The sequence below is a fragment of the Vibrio sp. B172a genome (genome assembly GCF_030248355.1).
Lineage (GTDB): Bacteria > Pseudomonadota > Gammaproteobacteria > Enterobacterales > Vibrionaceae > Vibrio > Vibrio owensii.
In genome coordinates, this window is the sequence record NZ_JAHGAC010000063.1 from 1 (window position 1) to 1,176 (window position 1,176).

3 protein-coding genes are annotated in these 1,176 nt (G+C 41.1%); all 3 read left to right on the forward strand.

Going from position 1 to position 1,176, the window contains the following annotated elements:
- A partial coding sequence (locus KIT90_RS27795) for an S-type pyocin domain-containing protein (RefSeq protein WP_285379786.1) occupies positions 1 to 501 on the forward strand: 501 nt, incomplete at its 5' end.
- A 1-nt stretch (position 502) separates the two neighbouring features.
- Positions 503 to 931 (forward strand): hypothetical protein, encoded by a 429-nt coding sequence (locus tag KIT90_RS27800; protein ID WP_285379688.1) that lies wholly within the window; start codon positions 503 to 505, stop codon positions 929 to 931.
- Positions 924 to 1,176: bacteriocin immunity protein (locus KIT90_RS27805; protein WP_285379788.1), on the forward strand; the 253-nt coding region annotated here is incomplete at its 3' end. The genes KIT90_RS27800 and KIT90_RS27805, both read left to right, overlap by 8 nt.

Sequence of the window (1,176 nt, forward strand, 5' to 3'; positions counted from 1 at the left end):
GAGAAAGACTGGCGTGATGCGATCTTGGTGTTCCCTGAAAGCTCAGGTATTGCTCCGCTCTATGTGGTTTACAACAAAAATAGCTCGGGCAAAGCCAACCCGAAGGTGAAGCCCCTTGAGGTTGGTACATACGGAGAACTTGCTCCAAGAAGTGTTAAAGATGGAATGGACATAGATCATATTCCTTCACAAGCAGCTTTAAAAACTGCAACTGAGACTTTGTTAGGACAATCCTTAACCAGAGAACAAGAGAGAACTTTAATCAATTCTGCAGCGGCTATTGCGATACCTCAAGAAGTTCACCGTAAATGTAGTGAAACCTACGGTGGTAGAAATAAAAAAGAGAAGCAACACGCTGACGCAATGGATATAAAATCAGCAGTAGACTCTAACTTTGACGCTATTAAGTCGTGTCTACAAGAGCAAGGCTACAGCGAACAAGAACTAGAAAACGCTAGAACTAAACTACATGATATTAACAAGAATAATGGTTGGTACTAAAATGCAATCCTATAATAACTTTTTAGGGACTGAGTATAGAGCACTCCTGAAAGACCCGAGCTTTATATCCTTAGTAGGGGGTAATGTGCCAGAGGTCCTGAACCCATCTAGTGATGCTTTTTATATTTCATCTTACACCACTGGTATAGAGTTTAAGTTCGAGCGAAAAACAGAGCGGTTGATTTCCGTTGTGGTTAGTAACTCCTCATTTTATGCTGGTGACCTCCGCCTACTAACTAACAGGAAGCAGGTTTTAAGTATTCTTGGTAATCCTAACCACCATCGACCAGAAAAAACTATCCCCGTACTTGGATGTATTGGTGCTATGGATGAATACCTAGATTCTCGCGGGGTTGCTACTCAAGTTGTTTATGAGATAGGAAGCTTTGATATTGCAGCAGTACATTATCAAATGAAGACTCATGCTTAAACGAAAAAACACACTGAGTGCTTATACTGAAGCTGATTTTATAAACTTACTAGATGAGATAATTGAATCAAAGGGCAGCGATGATTATCAAGATAAGTTGCTTGAACACTTCATATTAATTACGGAGCATCCTGCGGGTTCAGACTTAATTTACTACCCAGAGAACCCGGGTGAGGATACGCCTGAAGGGATAGTCAAAATAGTGAAAGATTGGCGTGTTAGTCAGGGGCTTCCCTGCTTCAAAG